17 protein-coding genes are annotated in these 17,158 nt (G+C 68.2%); 12 read left to right on the top strand and 5 right to left on the bottom strand.

All coding sequences use genetic code 11. The features are described 5' to 3' along the window. Positions 1 to 249 precede the first annotated feature (249 nt). The 4 genes from VMT40_RS22380 (at position 250) to VMT40_RS22365 (ending at position 4,692) form a co-directional block, all read left to right on the top strand. On the top strand, positions 250 to 1,548 hold the full coding sequence (locus VMT40_RS22380) for an MFS transporter (RefSeq protein ID WP_326361726.1): 1,299 nt from the start codon (positions 250 to 252) through the stop codon (positions 1,546 to 1,548). A gap of 19 nt (positions 1,549 to 1,567) precedes the next feature. After that, the gene (locus tag VMT40_RS22375) at positions 1,568 to 2,227 is read left to right on the top strand and encodes a response regulator transcription factor (protein WP_326360558.1); all 660 of its coding nucleotides are present in this window, start codon (positions 1,568 to 1,570) and stop codon (positions 2,225 to 2,227) included. 4 nt (positions 2,228 to 2,231) lie between these two features. Then, positions 2,232 to 3,692, top strand: coding sequence for a sensor histidine kinase (locus tag VMT40_RS22370; RefSeq protein ID WP_326360557.1), 1,461 nt, complete (start codon positions 2,232 to 2,234; stop codon positions 3,690 to 3,692). An 85-nt stretch (positions 3,693 to 3,777) separates the two neighbouring features. Next, positions 3,778 to 4,692: a TAXI family TRAP transporter solute-binding subunit gene (locus VMT40_RS22365; protein ID WP_326360556.1), complete on the top strand. Its 915-nt coding sequence runs from the start codon at positions 3,778 to 3,780 to the stop codon at positions 4,690 to 4,692. 112 nt (positions 4,693 to 4,804) lie between these two features. Here VMT40_RS22365 and VMT40_RS22360 read toward each other — a convergent pair whose 3' ends face one another. Further along, the gene (locus VMT40_RS22360) at positions 4,805 to 5,674 is read right to left on the bottom strand and encodes a hypothetical protein (RefSeq protein ID WP_326360555.1); all 870 of its coding nucleotides are present in this window, start codon (positions 5,672 to 5,674) and stop codon (positions 4,805 to 4,807) included. Positions 5,675 to 5,852: 178 nt separating this feature from the next. Here VMT40_RS22360 and VMT40_RS22355 point away from each other — a divergent pair, with 178 nt between their 5' ends. After that, positions 5,853 to 6,275: an ester cyclase gene (locus VMT40_RS22355; RefSeq protein ID WP_326360554.1), complete on the top strand. Its 423-nt coding sequence runs from the start codon at positions 5,853 to 5,855 to the stop codon at positions 6,273 to 6,275. Between the two features lie 6 nt (positions 6,276 to 6,281). Here VMT40_RS22355 and VMT40_RS22350 read toward each other — a convergent pair whose 3' ends face one another. Next, on the bottom strand, positions 6,282 to 6,860 hold the full coding sequence (locus VMT40_RS22350) for a TetR/AcrR family transcriptional regulator (RefSeq protein ID WP_326360552.1): 579 nt from the start codon (positions 6,858 to 6,860) through the stop codon (positions 6,282 to 6,284). A 94-nt stretch (positions 6,861 to 6,954) separates the two neighbouring features. On the opposite strand from VMT40_RS22350, the gene VMT40_RS22345 reads away from it, so the two are divergent. The 6 genes from VMT40_RS22345 (at position 6,955) to katG (ending at position 13,687) form a co-directional block, all read left to right on the top strand. After that, entirely contained in the window at positions 6,955 to 7,773 is an 819-nt protein-coding gene (locus tag VMT40_RS22345; RefSeq protein WP_326360550.1) for an SDR family oxidoreductase, read from the top strand. Positions 7,774 to 7,787: 14 nt separating this feature from the next. Further along, entirely contained in the window at positions 7,788 to 8,858 is a 1,071-nt protein-coding gene (locus tag VMT40_RS22340) for an NAD(P)H-dependent amine dehydrogenase family protein (protein ID WP_326360548.1), read from the top strand. Positions 8,859 to 8,972: 114 nt separating this feature from the next. After that, positions 8,973 to 9,365: a hypothetical protein gene (locus tag VMT40_RS22335; protein ID WP_326360547.1), complete on the top strand. Its 393-nt coding sequence runs from the start codon at positions 8,973 to 8,975 to the stop codon at positions 9,363 to 9,365. Between the two features lie 696 nt (positions 9,366 to 10,061). Further along, a complete protein-coding gene (locus VMT40_RS22330) occupies positions 10,062 to 10,541 on the top strand; it encodes an endonuclease VII domain-containing protein (RefSeq protein ID WP_326360546.1) in 480 nt (159 codons plus the stop codon). A 466-nt stretch (positions 10,542 to 11,007) separates the two neighbouring features. After that, entirely contained in the window at positions 11,008 to 11,421 is a 414-nt protein-coding gene (locus VMT40_RS22325; protein WP_442790052.1) for a Fur family transcriptional regulator, read from the top strand. 37 nt (positions 11,422 to 11,458) lie between these two features. Beyond that, positions 11,459 to 13,687, top strand: a complete 2,229-nt coding sequence (gene katG / locus VMT40_RS22320) for a catalase/peroxidase HPI (protein WP_442790032.1) — start codon at positions 11,459 to 11,461, stop codon at positions 13,685 to 13,687. Between the two features lie 145 nt (positions 13,688 to 13,832). Here the strand turns inward: katG and VMT40_RS22315 are convergent, their stop codons facing one another. Together VMT40_RS22315 and mmuM are read right to left on the bottom strand one after the other, a co-directional pair. Then, positions 13,833 to 14,354: a hypothetical protein gene (locus tag VMT40_RS22315; protein WP_326360542.1), complete on the bottom strand. Its 522-nt coding sequence runs from the start codon at positions 14,352 to 14,354 to the stop codon at positions 13,833 to 13,835. A gap of 194 nt (positions 14,355 to 14,548) precedes the next feature. Then, a complete protein-coding gene (gene mmuM, locus VMT40_RS22310) occupies positions 14,549 to 15,436 on the bottom strand; it encodes a homocysteine S-methyltransferase (protein WP_326361725.1) in 888 nt (295 codons plus the stop codon). A 10-nt stretch (positions 15,437 to 15,446) separates the two neighbouring features. On the opposite strand from mmuM, the gene VMT40_RS22305 reads away from it, so the two are divergent. Then, on the top strand, positions 15,447 to 16,298 hold the full coding sequence (locus VMT40_RS22305; RefSeq protein WP_326360540.1) for an alpha/beta fold hydrolase: 852 nt from the start codon (positions 15,447 to 15,449) through the stop codon (positions 16,296 to 16,298). Positions 16,299 to 16,343: 45 nt separating this feature from the next. Here the strand turns inward: VMT40_RS22305 and VMT40_RS22300 are convergent, their stop codons facing one another. Then, positions 16,344 to 17,090 carry an SCO6745 family protein gene (locus tag VMT40_RS22300; RefSeq protein WP_326360539.1) on the bottom strand — a complete coding sequence of 249 codons (747 nt, stop codon included), beginning with the start codon at positions 17,088 to 17,090 and terminating at the stop codon, positions 16,344 to 16,346. Positions 17,091 to 17,158 lie beyond the last annotated feature (68 nt).

Genomic DNA, 17,158 nt, shown 5'->3' with positions numbered 1-17,158 from the left:
ATCCACTCACCAGGCAAGCCTTCCCAGACGGTAAGGCGCGAAGCGGGTTCCGCGTGGAGGTTTTCCCCGCATCGATGCGCACCCGATCGTCCTAAGAGACGGTTAGGAAACCGCGGCAGCTCTTCTACCGGGGGTGTGTCGGCGGCCACAGTGGAGCCCGAATGCGATGGGGCATTCGTGATCGCTAGAGGGAGAACAGCTGTGAGTAGGACACACGTGGCCGGGGAACGGCGGGTGGTGGCGAATGTGATGCGGGGTTCGATCGGCAACCTCGTGGAGTGGTACGACTGGTATGTCTATGCCGCGTTCAGCGTGTACTTCGCCAAGACGTTCTTCCCCGACGGGGACGCCACGGCCCAATTGCTGTCCACCGCCGCGGTGTTCGCGGTCGGGTTCTTGATGCGACCGATCGGCGGGTGGGCATTGGGCCGCTACGCGGACCGCTTCGGGCGACGCAGCGCGTTGACGCTGTCGGTGACGGTGATGGCCGCGGGGTCGCTGCTGATCGCGCTCACCCCCTCCTACGCCTCGATCGGCTTGGCCGCACCGGTGATCTTGCTGGTGGCGCGCCTGCTGCAGGGTTTGTCGGTCGGCGGCGAATACGCCACCAGCGCAACCTATCTGTCGGAGGTGGCCTCGCCGGGGCGGCGCGGGTTCTATTCCAGTTTCCAATACGTGACACTGGTGGCCGGACAGTTGGTGGCCCTCGGCGTGCAGATCGTGTTGCAGCAGATGCTGACCTCGGCGCAAATGTCGGCGTGGGGGTGGCGGATTCCGTTCGTGATCGGGGCGGCCGCGGCATTGATCGTGATGGCGTTGCGGCGCGGCATGGACGAATCGGAGTCCTTCCGCACCGAAGCGCAGACCGCCGCCGGTGCCGGGCGCGGATCCCTAGCGGTGCTGTTGCGGTATCCGCGCGAATGCCTGCTGGTGGTGGGATTGACCCTCGGCGGCACGGTCGCGTTCTACACCTACACCACCTACATGCAGAAATACATGGTCAACACCTCCGGGATCGCGAAATCGACGGTGGCGTGGATCAATTTCGTGGCACTGGCAGTGTTCGTGGTGCTGCAGCCGATCGCGGGCGCGCTGTCGGATCGCATCGGCCGCCGCAAACTGCTGATCAGCTTCGGGGTATTGGGCACACTGGCCACCGTCCCGATCATGACCGTGCTCGGGCACACCAAGAACCCGGTCGCGGCGTTCGCGTTGATGCTGGGCGCGCTGGTGATCATCACCGGCTACACCTCGATCAACGCGATCGTGAAGGCCGAACTGTTCCCCACCCGCATCCGCGCGCTCGGGGTCGGGCTGCCGTATGCGTTGACGGTCGCGATCTTCGGTGGCACCGCGGAGATGATCGCGTTGGCGTTGAAGAAGGCCGGGCACGAATCACTGTATTTCTGGTACGTGTCCGGCTGTGTGTTGATCTCGCTGGTCACCTATTTCCTCATGCGCGAGACCTCGGCCGACTCCAGCATCGACGCCGAGGAAACCACCGCCACCACCGACTCCGGTGCCCCCGATCGGGTGTCGGTGCGCTGAGCTAGGAGAGAATCGGGCCATGCGGTTGGCGGTGGTCGAAGACGATGACGGGGTCGGTGACGCGCTGGTCGAGGCGTTCACCGTCCGCGGCCATCACGCGACCCGCATGCGACGCGGCGCGGATCTGTTGACCGCGCACCGCGGATTCGATGCGGTGGTGTTGGATCTGGGCCTGCCCGACGCGGACGGGTTGACGGTGCTGCGTCAACTCCGCGAGGTCAGCACCGTCGCGGTGATCATCTTGACCGCGCGCAGTGACGAACGCTCCATCGTGCGCGGATTGCGCGGCGGCGCAGACGATTACGTGATCAAACCGCCGCGCATCGCCGAACTGCTGGCCCGCCTCGAAACCGTCACCCGCCGCGCCCACCCGGCCACCGCGCCCACCGAACGGGTGGTGGTGACCGGGGACGTGCGCGTGGATCTCGAGGCGCGCCGCGTGGAGGTGGCCGGGGTGCCGGTCGCGCTCACGGCCAAGGAATTCGAACTCGTGCAGGTGTTGACCGAACGGCCCGGGGCGGCGGTGAGCCGCCAACAGTTGATGGACCGGATTTGGGGTGACGCGTTCGTGGCGGTGTCGCGGTCGCTGGATGTGCACATGACCGGGTTGCGCGCCAAACTCGACCGGCCCGGATTGATCACCACCATCCGCGGTTACGGCTACCGGTGGGGCGACTAGGCTGGTGCGCCGCCGCCTGCTCATCGCGTTGACCGTGTTCGCCACCGTGGCCGTGCTGGCGTTCGCGGTCCCGCTGTGTCTGACCGCCGCGACCAGCCGCACCCAAGCGCTCATCGGCGACCGCACCGGCGACGCCGACCGCTTCGCCGCCCTGACGGTCACCGCCGAGGGTCTCGGTGACCATCGCGCGTTGGCGATGGAAGTGCAGCGCTACCACGACCTCTACGGCGAACCGGTCCTCATCGTCGATGCCCGCGGCGCCGCGATCGTCAACGCCGGAGTCGACCCCCGCGACATTCACGTGGCCGCCGCCGTGGCCGCGGCCCGACGCAACCAGCGGCCCGCCACCGTGACCCGGCTGCTGCCCTGGAGTCCGTCCACGGCGTTGATCGCGCGCCCGGTCGGGTCGGATCTGCATGTGGACGGCGCGGTGCTGATCGCGGCCTCCACCACGACCGCCCGTACCGACATCACCCGCGTGTGGGTGATCGTGGCGCTCGGCGCGCTCGCGGCCATGGCCGTGTTCACCGGGCTGGCGCTGGTGTTGTCGCGGTGGGTGTTGCGGCCGCTGGCGCGGTTGTCCGGCGCGGTCGCCGAACTGACCGCCAGCCTGCCCAAACCGCGCACCCCCGCGATCGTGACCCGCCGCCACGGCGGCCCACCGGAACTGCGGGCGGTGGCCGAATCGGTCGACTCGATGGCCGCCGCGGTGCGCGATTCGACGCGCGCGCAACGCCGCCTGGTCGACGACACCGCCCACGCCATGCGAAACCCCCTGGCGGCGTTGACAATTCGCTTGGACTCGCTCGAACCGGCGATTCCCGAACCGGCGGTGGCGACCTTCCGGGGCGCGACGCGGGAGGTGGAGCGGTTGACCGGGCTGCTCGATGGGCTGCTGACCCTGGCCGTGGCCGAGGGCCGCGACTTCGACCCGACCACCGCACCCGACCTCGAGCGATGCGACGCCGTGCAGGTGGCACAGGACCGGATCGACGCCTGGCACAACGCCTTCGACGACGCGCACATGACACTGACCCTCACCCCGGCACCCGACAACACGGCCACCACCGACGCCGATGCCAGCGCCGTACTCGGCTCCCATGCCGAGACCGCGGTGTCGGCGGAGGTGCTGGCGCAAATCCTCGACGTGGCATTGAGCAATGCCTGCCGCTACGCCGGGGCGGGCACCCACACCCGCGTGGCCGTCAGCACCGAGACCGACTGGGTGACGATCACCGTCGCCGACAACGGACCCGGGGTCCCCACCGACGAACTCGATCAACTCACCACTCGCTTCTTCCGCGGCACTACCGCCGCGGGCGTCGGCGGCTCGGGTCTGGGCCTGCCCATCGCGCATGCCCTGGTGACCGCCCGCCACGGCAGCCTCACCGTCGAATCGGTCGACCCACACGGGCTCGCGATCATCCTCCGCCTGCCCGCACTACCCGCTGGAGAACAGCCGTGACCCTCGACCAGCGCCCGACCAGCGGGCTGTCCCAGGCCCGGCACCGGTTGCCGCGTGCGGTGATTCGCACCCGGCAGGTGCGGTGATGATCTCTCGGCGCGCAGTGCTGCGCGGGGCCGCGGGGCTTGCGGTCGGTGCGGCGCTGCCGACGGGGTTGGTGGGCTGCTCGCGCGGTGGCGGTGAGCGCGTGGTCCGGTTGGCGGCGGGGGAGGCGGGCGGCTTCTATCACGCGTTCGCGCTGCTGTTGGCGCGCGCGGCGGCCGGGTCGGGGTTGCGGATCGAGGTGACCGCGACGGCCGGATCGCTGGACAATCTGACCCTGCTCGCGCGCGGGGACGCCGATTGCGCACTCGTGTTGGCCGATTCACTGGTCGAGGACCCGGATCGACCGCCCGCGGTCGGGCGCGTCTATGAGAACTATCTGCAATTGGCGGTGGCCGTCGACAGTCCCTATCGCGGTGTCGCCGATTTGCGGGGCGCGCGAGTCAATCTCGGGGCGGCCGGGTCCGGGGCCACCCATATCGGGGAGAAGCTGCTCACCGCGGCGGGTGTGGACCTGACCGAGGTGACCGTCACGCATCTGCCCTTGCGTGACGCGGCCGCCGAGGTGAGCGGCGGTCGTCTGGACGCATTGTTGTGGGCGGGTGGACTGCCCACGGCGGCGTTGAATCCGTTGCGGTTGTTGGATCTCGATCCGCTGACCGCGGTGATGCGCGAACGATTCGGCTACCTCTACGACCCGGTGCTGATTCCGGCGGGCACCTACCCGAATACTGCGGCCGTGCACACCATCGGTGTCGCCAACCTGCTCGTCGCCACGCCGACCCTGCCCGATGCCACGGTCGGCGCGCTCACCGAAGTCCTGCTCACCCACGCCGATTCGCTGGTGCCCAGCGAGGCGGCGGGCACCCAATTCCTTGACGCCCGTTCCCTCATCGGCACCGGGTCGGTGCCCCTGCATCCCGGGGCGGCGGCGGTGTATCGCCGCCACCACGGATGAGCGGCCATCACCGAGCTCAGGTGTGCACGGCGGCAATGATTTCGCTCCAGCAGATGTTTCGCGGCCCAGCCCCGGCGCGGCGACTGTGGAGCCCCGTGACGTGGCGGCCGGGTTACTGCGGTGGCTGGGTGTGTGCGCCGGAACGATGCTGGGGCGCGGAGGGGTCGTTGGCGGCGGGATAGCCCGGGGCGGACTGATATCCGGCGGGCGCGCCCTGCCCCGGCGCCGGGGGTTGCCATGCGGGTGGTGCGGAGGCGATCACCGTCGGGTCCGCGGCGGGAACTGCCGGGGTGTCGGGGTAGGCCGCGGGGGCGGGCTGCCATTGCTGGGGTGCCGAGATGTTCTGCGGCGGTACCGATACCGCCTGGTGCGATCCCGACCCGGCCTGGTGCGCGAAGGCGGCGTTGTGCTGGGGCACCGACCCGGCGTGCTGCGGGAAGGCCGCGTGCTGTTGCGCTGGGTTGTGTTGCGGCACAGGCGGTATCGGTTGGGCTGGGCCTGCGGGCGTGGCCGAGGCGACCGGGATGAGCACGCCGACGATGGCGACCAGCGCGGCGAGGGTGGCCGGGATGGTCAGCCAGTTGCCCACCGAGGCCAGGTCCGGTGTGTAGCGGGAGCGCTGCAGATACAGCAGCAGGAAGCCCAGATTCGGTACCAGCAGCAGGCCCGCCGCGACCCCGGCGGCCGGGCGGGCGGTACCGCCCTTGGCGGCGAAGCACACGATCGCGGCGGCCAGACCGGCCAACACCTCGATCACCGGCAGCGCACTCGAGAGCGTGTAATGGGTGGTGGCCCAGGCGAGGTGGGCACCGCTGGTGACGGCGGCGAGGAGCAGCGCGATGCCGGTGATGATCACGATCGGCGATCGTGGCGCGCTGGCGGGGCGGGGCGGGAATCCGGGATTGGCTGCGGTGGCGGGGTATCCGGGCTGGGGTGGCCAGCCCGGTGCCGGGGTGTAGGTGTGCTGCGGTGGAATGCTCATGCGGTGTGTTTTCCCCTCCCTGGAAAGGTCGGCAACAACCCTAGACCAGTTCGACGGCGTGTGCGCGATAACCCTCGCTTGCGTCACTGTGACGAATAGGTCTGGGGGAGCGGGTGAATCGCCGGGGGAGCGGGCCGAACCCTCGGCGGCGCGAGGGCGACGGAGTTATGGTCGGCCCATGAGCGTTGATCCGAAAACCGTTGTGCGTACCTTCTATTCGACCACCGACGCCATCTCCGCGGGCACCCTGCAGGGTTCGGCGCTCGACGAGCTGCTCGCCGAGACCCTCGTCGTGCACATGCCCGACGGCACCCGCGTCGACCGGGACGGCTTCAAGGCCGTCAATCACGCCTTCGCCCAGGGCTTCCCGGGCTCGGTGCACACCATCGAGGACCTGATCGCCGAGGGGGACCGGGTGGTGGCGCGCATGAGTTGGCGCGGCACCCATTCCGGTGAGTTCCAGTCCGCGCCGCCGACCGGCAACACCATCGAACTGGCCGAGACCGGGATCATGCGCCTCGAGGACGGCAAGATCGTCGAGTTCTGGCCGCTGTTCGACTCGCTGGCCCTCATGCTCGGTGTCGGGATCGCCAAAATCTGAGCGGCCCTATTCGGTGGGCCGCTGCCCGAGGATGCCGTAGAGCAGCAGGTCTTCCAGCGACGCCGCGAAACCGTCCAGGTCGTCGATATCGCGAATGCACATGGCGAACAACGCGGCCCCGGCGATGGTGTCCAGGACCGTGTTCGGGTCCAAGCCCGGCCGGGCCGCCTGGCCGGGCAGGTAGTCGCGCAGCTCGTCGCGGGTCGGGGTGTCCAGGCGCGCGGACAGCTTCTCGTACAGGCCCGAGTCCTGACGCATCTCGGCCATGAGACCCGGCATGGCCGCGCGTGTTTCGGCCGACCCGAACAGTTGGATGGTTCCGCGGATCACCTTGCGCACCTCGGCCAGCAGATCCGGGGCCACCACCGCCGAACCCACATCCGGGAACACCGCCTGGGCGATGAGGTGGGCCTTGGAGGGCCAGCGGCGGTAGATGGCGGGGCGGCTGACCCCGGCGCGGGCGGCGATGGCGTCGATCGAGGTGGCGGCGTAACCCTGTTCGACGAGCAGGGCGCGGGCGGCGTCCAGGACCGCGGTGTCCACCGCGGGGTCGCGGTGCGGGCCCAGCCGGTGGCGTGTGGTCACGAAATCCCTTCTTGTCGCTGCCAGCACGAGTCGTTACAGTCTGTCACATCAAAGTCGTTACGTTCTGTAACTGCTGAGGACTCGAGGAGGAGTCGTGTCAGCCCACCCCACCCCCGCGCACCCCTACACACCGGTCCCGCTGCTGCGCGGCAAGGTGATCGTCATCTCCGGAGTCGGCCCGGGCCTGGGCCATTCGCTCACCCTCGAGGCCGCCCGCATGGGCGCAACCCTGGTCCTGGCCGGACGCACCAAGAAACGACTGCGCGAATACGCCGACGAGATCGCCGCCCTCGGCGCCACCGCCCACGTCGTGCGCGCCGACATCACCGACGAAACCCAACGCCGGAACCTGGCCGAGCAGACACTGGCCGCCACCGGCCGCGTCGACTGTCTGATCAACAACGCCTTCGCCATCCCGCCCATGCATCCGATCAGCCAGATCGACCTCGAGGCGCTGCGGGTGGCCAACGAAACCAATGTGTTCGCGCCGCTGCGACTTTCGGCCCTGTTCGCCGACGCTCTGGCCGCCACCGGGGGGTCGATCATCATGCTCAACTCGTGCGTGTCCTACAGCTCCCAGCCCGAATACTCCGGCTACAAACTGTCCAAGGGCGCACTGGCACATCTGGCCTCGTCCCTGGCCACCGAGCTGGGCCCGCGCGGGATCCGCGTCAACTCCGTGGCCCCTTCCTACGTCTACGAGGACATCAACAAGGCCTACTTCGATTGGCTGGCAAGCCAAGCCGGGCTCACCCATGACGAGATCTACCGGCAGAAGGCCGCACCCACCGACCTGGGCCGCCTGGCCGATCCCGAAGAGGTCGCGCGCGCGGCCCTGTTCTTGGCCAGCGATCTCGCTACCGCCGTCACCGGACAAATGCTCACCGTCGACTGCGGCGAGTTCCACCGATAAACCAGGAGACACCCGTGACAAAACGCATCGTGCTGTGGGGGACCGGCGTCGTCGGCTCCATGGTGCTCGCCGAAATCCTGCGCCACCCCGGCTTCGAGCTCGTCGGCGTCGGCGTCAGCAATCCCGACAAGGTCGGCCGCGACGCGGGCGAGCTGTGCGGGGCCGACAACACCGGTGTGCTGGCCACCGATTCGATCGAGCAGCTCATCGCGCTGCGACCCGACGCGGTTGTGCACTACGGGCCCACCGCCGCCTTCGCCGAGGAGAACATGCGCGTCATCGGCGCGTTCCTGCGCGCGGGCATCGACGTGTGCTCCACCGCCATGACCCCGTGGGTGTGGCCGCACACCGACAAACTCCCCGCGCCGTGGCGCGACCCCATCACCGAGGCCTGCGCGGCCGGGGGAGCCTCCTGCTTCACCACCGGCATCGACCCCGGCTTCGCCAACGACCTGTTCCCCATGACCCTCATGGGCCTGTGCGGGGAAGTGCGGTCGGTGCGCGCCTCGGAGCTGCTCGACTACACCGACTACGCAGGCGACTACGAATTCGAGATGGGCATCGGCCACCCACCCGAATTCACCGCCCTGCTCGAACACCCCGACATGCTCATCATGGCCTGGGGCGCAACGGTTCCCATGATCGCGGCCGCCGCCGGAATCGACCTCGACGACATCACCACCACCTGGGACAAATGGGTCACCCCCACCGACCGCCCCTCGGCCAAAGGCATCATCAAAGCGGGCACGGTCGCCGCCATCCGCTTCACCATCAACGGCGTCTACCGCGGCCGCGAGGTCATCACCCTCGAACACGTCAACCGCATCGGCCTCGACGCCGCCCCCAACTGGCCCGCGGGCACCAAAGACGACGTCTACCGCGTCGATATCGTTGGCAGCCCGTCCATCTCCCAGGAAACCTCCTTCCGCTTCACCGACGGCTCCGGCCGCACCCCCGCGGTCGCGGGCTGCCTGGCCACCGGCATGCGCGCCCTCAACGCCGTCCCCGCCGTCAACGCCCTCCCACCCGGCTGGGTCACACCCTTGGACCTGCCGCTGATCCCGGGTGTGGGCACCATCCGCTGACCATCCGTGGGCGGGCGTCCGCGCCGGGCGGCCGCCAATCCGGGGCGAGCACACCGGTGTCGATTAGCGTTGTCCGCGGTCCGCGCAGAACCCCGTCCACCACAGGAGGAAGCCTTGCCCGCAGCTGTCAGTGGTGTCCGCGTCCCCGGCATCCGGGTCGCCGTCCTGAGCGGCCTGTGCGGCCTCGGCCTGGCCGCACTGTCCTGGACCGCACCGATCGCCATGGCCGACAACCCGATTCCACTGCTCCCGGTCCCGCCGGTCGCCCCAGCACCGCCCGTCGCGCCGGTGGCTCCGGTCGCCCCGCCCAGCCCGGGCCAGATCATCCCCACCGGCAGCTCGAGCCAAACCTCGACCGAAACAACCACCGACTCGAAAACCGAGACCTTCACCGGCACCTGCACCACGACTGCCTCGGGCACCGTGACCACCACGTGCACGGGAACCACGACAACCACCGAGACCACCACGACGACCACCACGTCGACGACCACCAATTGGCTCTGATTCAGCCAATCCCGCCCGACGGCAGCCACTTCGGCCGATCCGGCGGACGTGTGTGAACGAAAACAGGCGGCGCACCCATGCCCATCGGCCAGAACCCTTCCAGCGCAACGTCATTGCAGGCACCCACACCCTGACCGCAACCCAGGGAACCACCAAACAATCTCTCACCGTCACGGTCGCCGACGCACCAACCACCACCACGCCACCCCCGCCCGGCGGTTCGTGCGGCTGAACCACGCACCTGGACCGGATGCTGCCCGGCGGCCGCGCAATCGCCGAATCCGGCCCGACAGCAACAACTTCCACCATCCAGCCAGCCCACCCCATTACGTCACTGTGACGCAATGGGGTGGCAGAAACCGGGCCGGGGGAGCGGATGATCGAGCCCGCTGAACCCAATATCCAACCCACACTTGACCATCCCACGCCGCTCAGGAAATTTTCCACCAAACAGCCAGTGCGCCAGAAAGTTTCCTGAGCGGAGTTCCCGAGCCGTCGAACGCCAAACCGAACAGCACGACGCACCGCACACAGTCGACCGTCGGCCACCGAGATCAGACGCCGCCGATCGACAACCACACACGAACACATATGCGCCGCAGTCGCTTTCAAGATCAACTTGATCTTGTAACCGCGCCGATAATCAACACTATGTCAACCTGAAGAGGTGTCGGTGCCCCCTGAGATCATTTCGCTATGGACACCCCCTTCCCCGGCGACCTCGTCCGCTGCTCGCCGACCAAGGGTTGCGGCGAATGGAAGCCCAGATCCGCCATGGCACAACCGGGTCCACGGGCGCCTCTGTGCGCTGCCTGTTATCAGCGTGCCCGCCGCGCGCGGCAAGGCCCGGCGGTAGCCCGGCGCGCCAATCTGTGGTCCAAATACCGAATCACCGTCGACCAGTACGATGCGCTGCGCGCCAGCCAGGACTTCCGGTGCGCGATCTGCGGGGTTCATGAGTCCGAGGTCGACATGTCACACGTCGGTGGGCGACCGCGCAAAGACGGCCGCGAACTCGAAAAGATGCCTCTCGCAGTCGATCACGACCACCGAACCGGCGCGGTACGCGGATTGCTGTGCCCGAGATGCAATGCCGGGATCGGCAACTTCGCCGACGACCCGAGTCGACTCTGGGCGGCGGTCGCTTACCTCGAGGCTTTTCGCCCCAACATGTAAACACGCTGTTCCCCCACTGACCAGCGGCGTAGACGACGGCCGGGCGCAGGGCTCGGCGTTGGCGGAGAGCCAGGCGGACTTGATTGCGGGCTGTAGGAGCGTCAGCTTCCGACCGGGCTTTTCGGGCTCGGCGATCGCAAAACCCCTACCCGGCGCTCGGTGCGAGTGCAGACTGCCGCCGAATGCGGTGTGCGGCAGTCGGATCATGGCGAGTGCGCGAGGCCGGGCAGGGGCCGATCGTCTACTCCCCCTGATTCTCTAGGAGGCGGGGGTTAGCCGCCTCGCGTGCCCCAAAAAGTTGGGGCCGGTCGGTCCGGCCTCTCCCCTGTCGCCGCATCCGGTGAACCACCGTGCGATCGTTCTCGTGAACGCCACGAGGACGCGCACAGAATCGAGCCAAGACTTGATTCATTCCAGAAAAACGGGCAGAGTGTGGGTTGTGCCCACGCCCACGGATTTCGAACGCATGTTGCGCGGGGCCGCTTTGCGTGTGACGGCGCCGCGGCTCGCGGTGCTGACCGCGGTGCACGACCACCCCCACTTCGACACCGACACCATCCTCGGCCACGTCCGCCAACACCTCGGCGGCGTCTCCCACCAGGCCGTCTACGACGTCCTGCGCGCCCTGACCAGCGCCGGACTGCTGCGCAGAATCCAGCCCATGGGGTCGGTGGCCCTGTATGAGACCCGCGTCGGAGACAACCACCACCACGTGGTCTGCCGCTCCTGCGGCGTCATCGCCGATGTCGACTGCGCCGTCGGCGACGCACCCTGCCTCACCGCCTCCGACAACCACGGCTTCGCGCTCGACGAAGCCGAGGTCGTCTACTGGGGCCTATGCCCCGAATGCTCGAAAACCGCTGCCACACAACAGAAGTAGCGGCCACACTCGTGGTCGACAACCAGATCACACCCACATGGAAGGACGACACACCGTGCCTGAACACCCGCCCATCGGTGACGCCAACACCGAGCCCGCCGCCGGGGGCTGCCCCGTCATCCACGACAAGATGACCGCGCCGGTCGAGGGCGGCAACGCCAACCGGCAGTGGTGGCCCAACCAGCTCAACCTGAAGATCCTGCAGAAGAACCCCGACGTCGCCAACCCCATGGACGCCGGATACGACTACCGCGCCGAGTTCAAGACCCTCGACCTGGCCGCCGTCAAGGCCGACATCGTCGAGGTCATGCACACCTCCCAGGACTGGTGGCCCGCCGACTTCGGCCACTACGGCCCGTTCTTCATCCGCATGGCCTGGCACGCCGCGGGCACCTACCGCGTCCAGGACGGCCGCGGCGGCGCCGGGGCGGGCATGCAGCGCTTCGCGCCCCTGAACTCCTGGCCCGACAACGCCTCCCTCGACAAGGCCCGCCGCCTGCTGTGGCCGGTCAAGAAGAAGTACGGCAAGAAGCTGTCGTGGGCCGACCTCATCGTCTACGCCGGTAACGTCGCCCTCGAGGACATGGGCTTCGAAACCTTCGGCTTCGGCGGCGGCCGCGTCGACCAGTGGGAGCCCGAAGAGGACGTCTACTGGGGCCCGGAAACCGAATGGCTCGGCGATGCCCGCTACACCGGCAAGCGCGACCTCGAAAACCCCCTCGCCGCGGTCCAGATGGGCCTGATCTACGTCAACCCCGAAGGCCCCAACGCCAACCCGGACCCGGCGCTGGCCGCGATCGACATCCGCGAAACCTTCGCCCGCATGGCCATGAACGACGAAGAGACCGCCGCGCTCATCGTCGGCGGCCACACCTTCGGCAAGACCCACGGCGCGGGCCCGGCCGACAATGTCGGCCCCGAACCCGAAGCCGCCCCGCTCGAAGAGCAGGGCCTGGGCTGGCGCTCCACCTACGGCACCGGCGTCGGCAAGGACGCCATCACCTCCGGCCTCGAGGTCACCTGGACCCCCACCCCGACCAAGTGGGACAACAGCTTCCTCGAAACCCTCTACGGCTACGAGTGGGAACTGTCCAAGTCCCCCGCCGGAGCCCACCAGTGGGTGGCCAAGAACGCCGAGGCGATCATCCCCGACGCCTTCGACGGCCCGGCCAAGCTGCCCACCATGCTCACCACCGACCTGTCGATGCGCGTGGACCCGATCTACGAGCAGATCACCCGCCGCTGGCTCGAGCACCCCGAAGAGCTCGCGGCCGCCTTCGCCAAGGCCTGGTACAAGCTCACCCACCGCGACATGGGCCCCAAGGTCCGCTACCTCGGCCCCGAGGTCCCCGAAGAGACCCTGCTGTGGCAGGACCCGGTCCCGGCCGTCGAGGGCGAGCTCATCTCCGACGCCGACGCCAAGGCCCTCAAGGCCAAGATCGCCGACTCGGGCCTGACCGTGGCCCAGCTGGTCAAGACCGCGTGGGCGGCGGCCTCGTCCTACCGCGGCTCGGACATGCGCGGCGGCGTCAACGGCGGCCGCATCCGCCTGCAGCCGCAGGCCGGATGGGAGGTCAACGAGCCCGACGAGCTGGCCCAGGTCATCCGCGTCCTGGAAGGCATCCAGGCCGACTTCGCCAAGCCGGTCTCCTTCGCCGACCTGATCGTGCTCGCCGGTAACGTCGGCGTCGAAACCGCCGCCAAGGCAGCCGGTTTCGACATCGAGGTGCCCTTCCACCCCGGACGCACCGACGCCACCCAGGAGCAGACCGACGTCGAGTCCTTCGCGGCCCTCGAGACCGCGGCCGACGGCTTCCGCAACTACGTCGGCAAGGGCGCCACCATCCCCGCCGAGTACCTGCTGCTCGACAAGGCCAACCTGCTGACCCTGTCCGCACCGGAGATGACCGTCCTCGTCGGTGGCCTGCGCGTGCTGGGCGCCAACTACAAGGGCTCCCAGCAGGGCGTTTTCACCGACCGCCCGGGTGTGCTGAGCAACGACTTCTTCGTCAACCTGCTCGACATGAACACCAAGTGGGCCCCGGTCGACGCCGACAACTCCGGCTACGAGGGCACCGACCGGACCACCGGCAAGACCGTGTGGACCGCCTCGCGTGTCGACCTGGTGTTCGGCTCCAACTCGCAGCTGCGGGCCCTGGCCGAGGTGTACGCCGAGGACGACTCCAAGGAGAAGTTCGTCAAGGACTTCGTCGCGGCCTGGACCAAGGTCATGGAGCTCGACCGCTTCGACCTGACCGGCGCGTAATACCGCTCGATCGATGCCCCCGGACCACAGCGGTCCGGGGGCATCGCCCGTTTCCGGCGTGCTCGACCGCGTGAGCATTCACGCCCCCGAACCCCGCCGCAGGTCCATTCTGCTGCGCGGCAGAAACATTCGAGATCTTGAGCGGCTACTCCCCTGCCGCGCGCACCTCGATGCGACCGTGGAAACGCTGGCCTATGTCGGTACCGTCGTGGTTGTAGGCGTTCATGATGTCGGTGAGCTCGGACCGCAACTGCCCCAGCGCCTCGGAGTCGAGGCCGATCTCATCCCAACCCCACGCCCGCGGTACACCCGCCACCGTGATGCGAATACCGGCGTCGAACGGCGTGTCCACCGTATAGGTCAGACTCGCGGGCGCATCCCGAACCGCGTTGCGGGTAGCCAACTCTCCCGCCACCACCGCCTCTGCGAACACCCGCGCCAACGCGATGTCCTCGCGGATCATGTCCGCGATCCGCGACAGCCCCGCATGCCGACCCACCCGCTGATACCGGTCCCCGTAACTGCGGTCACCGATCATCGGACGCGCCCGCACCGAGGACTCGACCAGCTTGTCGAGCATGCGCTGCGCCGCAGCCCGCTCGGCCGCCCCCGTGCGCGGGTGCTCGATCAGATTGCGCAACCGTTGAATTCGACTCGCCGCCGCCATCCCACTCCCCTTCCGACACCGTCATCCGATGATGCCAGCGTTGCGGGATGCGAGGCTATTGCTCGCTGGCTTGTGCTCGTTGGCTTGGTCATGGCGGGGGCGACGTTGGTTGCGACACGTGCGAATTACTTTGATACATACGCATGTCCGCATGTGAGTATCACTCATTGGATCGGTCCGACGATCTGTCGGACTCAACCCGCCGCGACGACTGTGGCCAGACGCGCGATGTCGGCGGGCGTCGTACGGCAGCAGCCGCCAATGATGGCAGCGCCTGCCTCGACCCACTCCCCTACGTACGACTCAGAGAACCGCGACTCCCCCACCCAGCGATGCCGCCCGGCATCCCACTCCTCCCCGCTGTTCGGATACACGATCACCGGCTTACCGGTCACCTCCCGCGCAAGCGTGATCGCGGCCGTGACATCCCGGGGAGCACAACAGTTCACACCAACCGCCACGATCTCGGGAACATCGGCGGCAATGGCGAAGGCATCGCACAGCGACTGCCCGGCCCGCGTACGCAACCCCTCGATCGTGTAGCTCAACCACGCGGGCACACCGCTGCCGTCCAGCAGTCCCGCCAATGCCTCGGCCTCGTCGACATCCGGAATCGTCTCCAGCGCCAACACATCCGCACCCGCCGCGGCCAACACCTCCAGCCGCGGCAGATGCCAGCGCTTCAACTCCGCGATCGAAAGCCCATAGCGGCCACGATATTCCGACCCGTCGGCCAGCGCCGCACCGTAGGGACCAATCGATGCCGCGACCCACCGCTCGCGCCCGTCGTCGAACTCGGCCCGTGCCGCCTGCGCGAGCTCGACACTGCGCCGCAACAGCCACACACCCTGCTCCCGCCCGATCCCGCGCGCCGCGAAACCCTCGAACGAGGCCTGATAACTGGCGGTCGTCGCGACCACCGCACCCGCCCGAAAGTACGCCGCATGCACGGCCCGAATCTCCTCCGGTGCATCCAACAGCAGTCGCGCCGACCACAACCCATCCGACAGGTCGTGCCCCCGGGCCTCGAGTTCGGTGGCCAATCCACCATCGGAGATCAGCATTTCTGAAACCTGTTCTATGTTGGTTGGCGTGGATGTCACCTACGAGAACACCCGACGCGAAATCGCCACCGACAAAGGCGTCCTGCGCTACCACGAGGCGGGCGACGGCCCACCCCTGATTCTGCTGCACGGCTCCGGAATCGGCGTGAACGGCTGGCGCAACTTCCGCGGCAACCTCGGCTTCTACGCCGACCACTTCCACTGCTACGTCCTGGAATTCCCCGGCTTCGGCGTCAGCGACCCGGTCCCCGGACACCCGGTCCTCACCGCCGTCGACTCGGTCATCCGATTCATGGACGCCCTCGACATCGACTCCGCCGCCCTGCTGGGCAACTCCATGGGCGGAGTCGTCGCGGTCAATGTCGCGATCCAGCATCCGCAGCGGGTGGAGAAGACCATCGCCATCGGCGGCGTCGGCCACAGCCTGCTCGCGGCCAACCCCAGCGAAGGCACCCGGCTGCTGTCGGAGTTCGCCGACAACCCCACCCGCGAGGGCCTGCACCGCTGGCTGCGCTGCATGATCTACGACCCCAAGATGATCACCGACGAGATCGTCGAGGAACGCTGGAACGCCGCCTCCGACCCGGCCGCCCAGGCCAGCCTGAAGGCCCTGTACGGGTCCGAAGCGCTTGCCCTGCAACAACAGTTCCTGGAGAACTCCCCCACCCCGCCCTACTGGTCCATGCTGAACAAGATCAAGAGCCCGGTGCTCATGACCTGGGGTGCCGATGACCGTCAGTGTCCCACGGACATGGCGCTCATCCCCCTGCGCCAAATACCCAACGCCGAACTCCACGTGTTCCCCAAGTGCGGGCACTGGGTCATGTACGAGGCGAAGGAGGCCTTCGAGCGCGTTACCCTCGAATTTCTGCACCGCTGAACAGGACTCCCGGGTGGGCGGGCGACACCCACCCGGGAGCACCGGTCACCGACCGCTGAACACCACACCCTGACACGCGGTCAGGAGGGCGGCCAGTTCCTCGCCCTCCTTGTCGTCGAGGACCGCGAACGCGGGCGCGATCAGCTCCTCGGTAATCGATTCCGCCTGCATCCAACGGCCTTTGAGCTCCGGCGTGATCTCCTCGAACGGCTCCGGCCACCCGAAATTGCGGGCCTGGTCCGGACCCGCCTGCAACGGCGAGCCCGCGATCAGGACCGCCTGTAGCGGAGTCAGACCGCTACCGAGCACACCCACCAGGTGCAGCCCGCCGCGCAACTCGCGCAGGGTGTGGATCAGCTGCAACACCAGCCCGGGGGCATCCTCGGCCTGCGGCAGCGCCCGCCAGCCCGCGAACAGCGGCGCACCCACCGGATTCGCCGCGGCCACCACCCGCCGCAAGAGCTCCGCCAACCGCTCGGCATCCTCGAAGGTGGCCAGCTTGCGGCGACCGAAATCCTGGCACGCCTTCAGATATCCCTGCGCGCCCGCCGCCGCCGAGGTCGATGCGGTCGACTCCCACGCCTGCCGAACCGTCTCCGGCCGAAAGAACCCGAACGCCGCAGTCACCACATCGGCGTCCACGTCGCCCAGCACGCCACCGCGTCCGCGGGTGTAGCCCGGCAGGAAACCTGGAACGCCGGTGCTGTCGGCGAAGGCTCGCGCTTCCCGGGAGAACATGAATCCCCCACCGATCTGCTGGATCTGATCCTTCACCGCGGACGCTACCGACATGTCCGTTCCTCTCTGACTGCGTGCCGAACAATCCATTTGTACGGGATCATCGGCACCGCCCTTCTCGG

Source organism: Nocardia sp. CDC160, from assembly GCF_035818795.1.
GTDB lineage: Bacteria > Actinomycetota > Actinomycetes > Mycobacteriales > Mycobacteriaceae > Nocardia.
Note: the sequence above shows the minus strand (reverse complement) of the source record. Positions and strands in the feature narration are given on the sequence as shown.

Bases quoted from the DNA above. Each gene is read 5' to 3' on its own strand.
- VMT40_RS22380 (WP_326361726.1), top strand. From the start codon at position 250: ATGCGGGGTTCGATCGGCAACCTCGTGGAGTGGTACGACTGGTATGTC.
- VMT40_RS22375 (WP_326360558.1), top strand. From the start codon at position 1,568: ATGCGGTTGGCGGTGGTCGAAGACGATGACGGGGTCGGTGACGCGCTG.
- VMT40_RS22365 (WP_326360556.1), top strand. From the start codon at position 3,778: ATGATCTCTCGGCGCGCAGTGCTGCGCGGGGCCGCGGGGCTTGCGGTC.
- VMT40_RS22360 (WP_326360555.1), bottom strand. From the start codon at position 5,674: ATGAGCATTCCACCGCAGCACACCTACACCCCGGCACCGGGCTGGCCA.
- VMT40_RS22355 (WP_326360554.1), top strand. From the start codon at position 5,853: ATGAGCGTTGATCCGAAAACCGTTGTGCGTACCTTCTATTCGACCACC.
- VMT40_RS22330 (WP_326360546.1), top strand. From the start codon at position 10,062: ATGGACACCCCCTTCCCCGGCGACCTCGTCCGCTGCTCGCCGACCAAG.
- VMT40_RS22325 (WP_442790052.1), top strand. From the start codon at position 11,008: ATGTTGCGCGGGGCCGCTTTGCGTGTGACGGCGCCGCGGCTCGCGGTG.
- katG (WP_442790032.1), top strand. From the start codon at position 11,459: ATGGAAGGACGACACACCGTGCCTGAACACCCGCCCATCGGTGACGCC.
- VMT40_RS22315 (WP_326360542.1), bottom strand. From the start codon at position 14,354: ATGGCGGCGGCGAGTCGAATTCAACGGTTGCGCAATCTGATCGAGCAC.
- VMT40_RS22300 (WP_326360539.1), bottom strand. From the start codon at position 17,090: ATGTCGGTAGCGTCCGCGGTGAAGGATCAGATCCAGCAGATCGGTGGG.